The organism is Arthrobacter sp. H20 (assembly GCF_000520515.1).
GTDB lineage: Bacteria > Actinomycetota > Actinomycetes > Actinomycetales > Micrococcaceae > Arthrobacter_D.
The window spans coordinates 1-6884 of record NZ_AZRY01000225.1 but is presented as its reverse complement, the minus strand read 5'-3'; the positions used below and the strand labels follow the sequence as shown (position 1 = coordinate 6884).

The following is a 6884-nucleotide window of genomic DNA, read 5'->3' as shown; positions in this document are numbered from 1 at the left end:
TCCACGACCCTGCACACGGACCTGGCGTTGGATGCGTTGGAGATGGGTTTGTGGACCCGCCAGCACGCTGGAAAGGACGTCTCCCAGCTCATACATCACAGCGACAGAGGAGTGCAGTATCGTGCCATCCGCTACACCGAAAGGCTCGCTGAGTCCGAAGCAGTCGCGTCCGTCGGCGCTAAGGGCGATAGTTACGACAACGCCATGGCCGAGGCCCTGAACTCGCTGTTCAAAGCCGAGCTGATCCGCAACAAAGGCCCGTGGACGAGCATCAACGACCTGGAAATCGCCGTCGCGGAATACATCGATTGGTACAACCACCGACGCCTTCACAGCGAGATCGGCTACCGACCACCGGTGGAAGCCGAAACCGTCTATTACTCAAAACTCCCGGCCATCAAAACGATGGAACGGGTCTAACAAACCCTCCACCAAACCCGGGGCTTGACAGGCCCCTCAGCGATGACCGGTCCCTGTGGTACCGCTTCGATACGCCCGGGCGAACGATCTACGCGGCCGAAGACGCGAAAACGTCGCTGCTTGAAGCGCTGTCATGGGCACGGATGACCGCCTCACACGACGCGTACCTGAGAAAGACCGCAGCGTTCTTCGGCGAACCCATAGAAACCATCCGGCAGGAAGTCGAAGAGCAGTGGCACGCCAACGGTCACATGATTCCGGGGTGGATTCCCGCGAACTGGCGTGACGGACGCCTGCTGTACTCACTGCAGTTCGAGCCCGGCCCCTGGGTTGATATCGCCCACTCCGAGACCCTCACAGCACTCAACGGAGCGCTGGGCAGTCTGCTGTACGAAGTCGAGGTGGAAGAAACACTCACGTTGGCTGAAGTCACTAGCGGCCGCCGGGAAGTCACGACCATCCTCGCATCATGGATCCGGGACCAGGTCCTCGATGATGGGTCATATCCGATGGGCATCCGCTTCCCCTCCAAGCACGGCGCTGTAGGCCAGGGCAACGGCTACTGCTGGGCGTTCTGGCTTCGGCGCGCCGATATCGGCCTAGTGGATGACCCCGTCACCACAGATGCAGGAACACGAATCCGTGAGCACGATCCCGCCTACACCTACGCCCTCGAACGTCACGGAATCAGATCACGGTAGAGACAGCTCCCCGAGTAGCACCCGGGCCAAAGCAATTGTCCAACAGCCATTGGACAAATAGAGCTGCCATGTGACCGATGCTGGTGTGATTCGATGGAGTCCATGACGAGCGATCCTCCTGCCGCCGTGGTTCAGGACGTCGCCCGATTGCGGGCGGCGCTGGATGAGACCCTGCCGGGCAAGGACGATTCGAATCTTCTGATTGGGACCTGGAATGTGCGGGCGTTCGGGGATCTGACCAGGAAGTGGGCGGCGGGTCCACGGGATTCGCCCAAACGCGACCTGCATGCCATGGCGTGCATCGCCGCGGTGCCTTGGATCCGAACCGGTGCGCACGCTTGGATGAGCAGATCCCGGGATGGGCTACCGCCTGGCGGTAGTCGCACAAACGTAGGTACACCACCATCACAAACGGGCACGAGTAACGAGACAAATATCCTCGGCGTGTCGAGCCTCGGCAAAGAGTCTCCACCAATCCATCGTTATCGGCCGTGGACCAAGTTGAGCCAGGTGTAACCAGTAGGGCACCTCATCGGAACATTTAGTGCGCGTAGACTTTCCGAATGTCGACGTGCGCGTTCTTCCTCTACACCCGCAGTAACGACGTCGCGGCCTCTCGCCGGTTCTACTCCGATTTGTTGGGACTTGACCAGATCTGGGACGAAGAAGGTGACATCGCCTACGTATTCGGAGACTCTGTCCAGTTCTCTATCGGGGACGACCCCGCGGCGACCGCTGACGAAGAGTGGGCTTTTCAACCCGGGTGGGTGTTCGGGTTAGAAATCGCACCCAAGCCAGGCGTAGCCGCGGGTCCTGGAGCATCCCGCTATCGCCCGAGAAGTTCAGAAGCGCCGTCACCCGGTTGCAGGAAGCGGAAACGATTGCCCTGCGCGCTGAGCCCTTCTGGGTGGGCTATTGGAGCTACGTGGTCAAAGACCCTATGGGCCAAACCGTCGAACTCACTGACCCGGTCAGCGATGGCCCCTGAGACGATCGATCCACTCGGGTCTCGGAACCCATCGTTACCGGGCGCTCATTGCCCCTCGGATCTCGACCTCACTGTTGATTCCATCAGAGTGTTTTCCCCGACGGTGGAAGGCAGCGATGGATCCCGACGACCACACCATTACCTACCAGGCCGGTGACCCAGTCATCGAGACCGAAGGAAACAGCTCCGTCTCGGCATGCCTGATCAGGTTTGCCTGTGGGTCGCTCTTGCCGCGGGCTCGCAGATTGATGCAACCTGCCAACAAGCTCATCGGCGGGATGCTGTGGGCGGTGGTGCTGGCCACTGAGTGATTAGCCGAGGATGGCTAGGGCCCGGGGAATGCTATCGATGGTGATGTCCGTGTCGGTTTCGACGGATTTCACTTCCCCGTCGATCTGGTAGGGCATGGGCTTGAGGGCCGAGAACCGGTACTGCGCGTAGCTCGGCTGATCGCCTAGTCCCTTCGTCGTGGCTCGCAAGGCGGTAAGCAGGATCCGCCACTTGGCCATGTGCGAGAAGATAATGACTTCGAACTTCCCGTCGGTGGGCTGGTCCCCGGCCTCGCTCAGGGTCGCGTACTTCGCCATCTGCGAGATGTTCGCGAACACCAGGCTGTCGAACGTGCGGCGCTTCCCGTCGCTCTGCCGGATCTCGAAGGGCTTGAACTTTGAAAAGGTCCGCACAACGGAGAACATCTCCTTGATCGCACCTTTACTACCCTTTTCCAGGTCAATCGCCATGATCGGCGTCAGACCGAAACCGATGTAGGAGTGCGCATACACCGGGTCCGCACCCGGCTGGCTCATGCTGATGCGCAGCACATCGATCCGGCGGACCTGGCCCTCGATGATGGCTTCTGCCAATGGCTTGCGTCCGGTAACACGGCTATGGTCATTCGCGTTGCCGGCGGCGAGAACCGAGCACACGGCGTCATCTCTGCCGCTGGCCATGGCTCCGTTGACGACCTCGTTGTACCCGCCGTCCCCGCTGACCGACACAATGAGGGCGTTGCCAGCTGAAGCCGCCTCACGCGCAAGGTCGATCGCGTGTCCGGCATGCTCCGTGGGCTGCAAGGTGACAACTGTGTCCGGCAATGCCGGTGCCAATTCGCCAGCTAGTTCCCCAGCGAGCGTGGGAGCGTCCCCGGTGCTGTTCGGATTGAAGATGATGGTGATCTTGTCGAACCTACGCGGTGCCTCCATGGGTGTACCTTTCCTGGGCATATGAGTTAGCATAATGCCCCGCCATTGCCCCCGGGTTCCGGACCGGGAACCTGCAGCAGTTCCCGACGATCCTCCGGTCCACGAAGAAGATGTCGGTAACGAAGCTCCCGTTGCAGGGTGTAACGGGACCAGAATACTGTCCCCGTTCTTCTGCCCGCTAAGGACTCCGGAGGGGGCAGCGGGGAGATCCTCGATCAAGTCCAGGATGGCGTCGGCGACGATCATCGCGCCTCCACGGTGTGCAGCATGAGGCTGGCCTGGGACCTCGACGACACGACCATCGCGAGCCACTGCGGCAAGGCGCTTGCACCATCTGCGTCCCGCGATCGGGTCTAGGGATCCTCGCAGCACCAGGACGGGCTGAGTGACGCCCGCGAGTCGGTGATCCAGGCGATACCTGAGCATGACGGGTAACTCGGTTCGATACCAGCGCAGGCCGCATTGCAGGTACGCAGCGGCTACCTGAAGGTTCGTCACCGGCCGCTCCAACAGGGTGTCGAGGGTTAAGGTCAGGGCATTGCGCGCCGCGGAAGGGTGAGCGGTATCCGTAACAGGGCCGATAAGCACCACAGCGGAAACGAGGTCCGGGCGTTGCAGAGCGAGCTCGGTGACGAATTGAGCGCCCATCGAGTGCCCGACCACGACACAGGAGATGAGTCCCGTCGCGTCGAGTGCATTCACGATGACACTCGCGTACTCGGCTGCGGTGAGCTGCCGGGCTGGCCTAGGGGTTCCACCGAACCCGGGAAGGTCGAGTAGGAAGACGTCGCCGTGGACGAGCAATCTCGCTTGCAGTCGAGCGAAGTAACGGTGCGACATCCCGATGCCGTGGACGAGCACGAACACCGGCCGAGCCTCATCGGCCGCACCGGATGCTGAGCTAGTGGGTGCTGAGCTGTCGGCGGTGCGGGAGTAGTGCAGGCGATAGGCCAGCTCGAGGCGCTCACCCGCTTCGCTGACGAGGGTGGTCTGCAGTTTCCTCATGTCGCTGAAGTAAGGAAGATTCTCATTCTCAGCTTGCCTGTTGTTGACCGGGCTTATTGTCGCCTCCGCCACCTTGCCGACGTTGGTCCTTGCGATATTGGGGGTCTCACTCATGGGAGCCCTTCGTGAACTGGGAAGGTGGCAAGGCAAATATTGTCCCGTGGATTGCGGCCCGAATCATCGGATGCCCCTACCGTATTGGGAAGTAGCCGAAAATGACATCGATCCCCGCACCCGGAGTACGTGGCTCGGGTGCGGGGATCATCGCGTCGTGCTAGGAGTTGTGGTGCTCGCGACTTCCGGACTTCGCCAGCCCGCGGGCGACCATGTAGCCGATCGTGAGGAAGGTGATCAGTTCCATGCCCTGGTGTGCGTCGAACATGTCAATGCCATCTTCGTTGTCGCCGTCTCCGACGACGAGGGCGGTCACGACTGTGGCGATGACCATCGCGATGTAGGCAAAGAACTCGGTGGATTTCGTCGAGGCCTTCGTCTCGGTCGAGCGACGGTTCTCGACGGCGTTGCCGGTGTGTCCGTTGCCGGAATGTCCGTTGTTCGTGTTTCCGTTATCGGTATTGGTATTGGTATTGGTATTGGCCATGAGTATTCTCCTGAAGTGTCTCGGGGGGTGCCGTCATCGGCGGCGGATACCGTGCTCAGAGATGAGTCGATCCGCGGGTGAAGTGGAGTGCAAAATGGGCCGCAGTTTTCTCTACGGGATGCTCTACATCATAAAGTTAAGGCGTAGAGGCTAGGAAAGCAAGCTGACTTACTATCGACTTGGCAGAGACGGTAAGGGATCTATCTGAGCGAGCAGGTAGAGCCTGCCTTACCGGGCGGGACAGGGCTGCGCAGCCATGTCCGTCTCAGATCCCATCGGTGGAGGCAACAGCACTCTGCGGACAGTTCGGAAGGGGCGAGCCAAGATCGCGACATTGGACTACCTGGTCCGAAGCCTGAGGCCAGATGGGCCCACGTCACGGTGCAAGAAGGGTCTCCAATTCGGTTTGACATTCTGATCCGTGCGGCCCGCGGGTCCACTACAGTGCAGGGCGCATCGAGGACGACGTCGAGTACCAGTTCAGTGGTCATTCCGCTCTCGAATCGCTGTGCCGCCCACGTCACCGTCGTCCCGTACGGCATGTCCGTCGCCGACGCGGGGCAGCGCATCGGGGACCGTCACCAGGAGGAACAGGGCGGATCTAAATTGATTAGATTCATGGGACCCCTGCACAGCATCGGGCACTCCTACTAGTCCTTTCCGCCTGCATGGTGCATCACCTAAGCGGTCCCTAGCCTCGATCTTTCATGAGGCGTGGTTTCTGGTGTGATCGGGGCTTACTGGCTGCCCGATGGTCTGATTGTGGCATCTGGGTGTGACGATTCGGCCGCTGACCGGTGGCGGTTGGTCGGTGATGGTTCCACGTCCATCACGTAGGTCGGGGTGCTGCTCTTCCTCGTTCGGGGTCAGTCGGCGGTCGTGGTTCTTATGGCGGGTCCAGGGCGTTGAGGCGGGTGAGGGCTTTGAGCAGGAGCCCGGTCTCGGGTGCTTTGGCGGCGAGGTGGACAGTGAACTGTCGGGCGTGCCGGCTGATTTTCCCGGCGATTTCGAAGATCCTGGCCCGCAGCTTCTTGGGCTCCCAGCGTCGGGCTTTGGTGCCGTGGAAGGCGAGCATCTGCGTCCACGCCATGAGCTCGGAGGCGAGCATCACCAGGTGGCACCAGAGCGTGTTGGCGGCAGACGAGTGCAGGGGCAGGTTCTGGAACCCTGTGTCTTTGACGTTTCGGATCCTGTCTTCGCAGCGGGCGCGGAGCCGGTGGCGGACTTCCAGGTCAGCCAGTTGCCCGTGGTCCTGGTTCGTGGCCAACGCGGTGTAGCGCATCCCGTCGACATCGGTGATCCGCAGTTGGGCGCCGGGGTGGGGTGTTTCCTTGCGGACGATGACCCGCATCCCGTCCGGCCAGGAGGTGAGGTCGAGCATGCCGGTGATGTCAGCGACCCACGCACCGTCGCGTTCAATGCCGTCGCTGGTATAAGCCCTTGTCCACGCGTCCTTCGGGATGAGGGGTAGGGCTGTTTCGACGGCGCCGTGGATCGGGAACCCCACCGCGTAGCTCAGGTTTCGGTTCTTGTGGGTGAGCCAATTCAGGAATCCGTGGGTGCCGCCGGCTGAGTCGGTGCGGATCATGACTTTCCTGCCGGAGCGGTACCCTTTCGGCAACTGCTGCAACGCATCCCGGGTGACCTGGACGTGGTCAGCGGCGGTGTTGGACCCGGCGTTCCCCGGGCGCAGCAGCACCGCCAACGGCTCCCCGGTGCCCTCCGTCCCGTGATCGAGGTACGCCGCCAACGGGTGGAACCCGTACCCTTTTTTCCACGTCGGGCGGGCGTCTTCCTTCTCCGAATGCGAATTCACCAGCGTCGCATCCAAGTCCACAACCAGCGGGGCGCGCCTGCTGACCCCGTGCAACGGCGAGTGTTCCCCGGCGACTGCCCACACACGGGATCGTGCGGCAGCCCGGGCGGCATTGATCGCGGCCAACGCCTTACCCGGGCTGATCCTCGAA

The 6884-nt window shown here is 61.6% G+C and carries 6 protein-coding genes; 3 read left to right on the top strand and 3 right to left on the bottom strand.

What is annotated here, in order from left to right; translation table 11 throughout:
- The 3 genes from Y703_RS17360 to Y703_RS0102085 form a co-directional block, all read left to right on the top strand.
- Positions 1 to 420, top strand: a 420-nt coding sequence (locus Y703_RS17360; protein ID WP_035763456.1) for an integrase core domain-containing protein, incomplete at its 5' end; no start/stop codon positions are given.
- 143 nt (positions 421 to 563) lie between these two features.
- A complete protein-coding gene (locus Y703_RS17355; protein ID WP_051427214.1) occupies positions 564 to 1121 on the top strand; it encodes a hypothetical protein in 558 nt (185 codons plus the stop codon).
- 1104 nt (positions 1122 to 2225) lie between these two features.
- Entirely contained in the window at positions 2226 to 2420 is a 195-nt protein-coding gene (locus tag Y703_RS0102085) for a hypothetical protein (protein ID WP_026551401.1), read from the top strand.
- On the opposite strand, the gene Y703_RS23290 is transcribed toward Y703_RS0102085, so the two are convergent.
- The 3 genes from Y703_RS23290 to Y703_RS0102065 form a co-directional block, all read right to left on the bottom strand.
- On the bottom strand, positions 2421 to 4430 hold the full coding sequence (locus Y703_RS23290; RefSeq protein ID WP_081743340.1) for an alpha/beta fold hydrolase: 2010 nt from the start codon (positions 4428 to 4430) through the stop codon (positions 2421 to 2423).
- A 160-nt stretch (positions 4431 to 4590) separates the two neighbouring features.
- The gene (locus tag Y703_RS0102075) at positions 4591 to 4917 is read right to left on the bottom strand and encodes a hypothetical protein (RefSeq protein WP_026551399.1); all 327 of its coding nucleotides are present in this window, start codon (positions 4915 to 4917) and stop codon (positions 4591 to 4593) included.
- A gap of 886 nt (positions 4918 to 5803) precedes the next feature.
- On the bottom strand, positions 5804 to 6884 hold a 1081-nt coding region (locus tag Y703_RS0102065), incomplete at its 5' end, for an IS1380 family transposase (protein WP_026551398.1).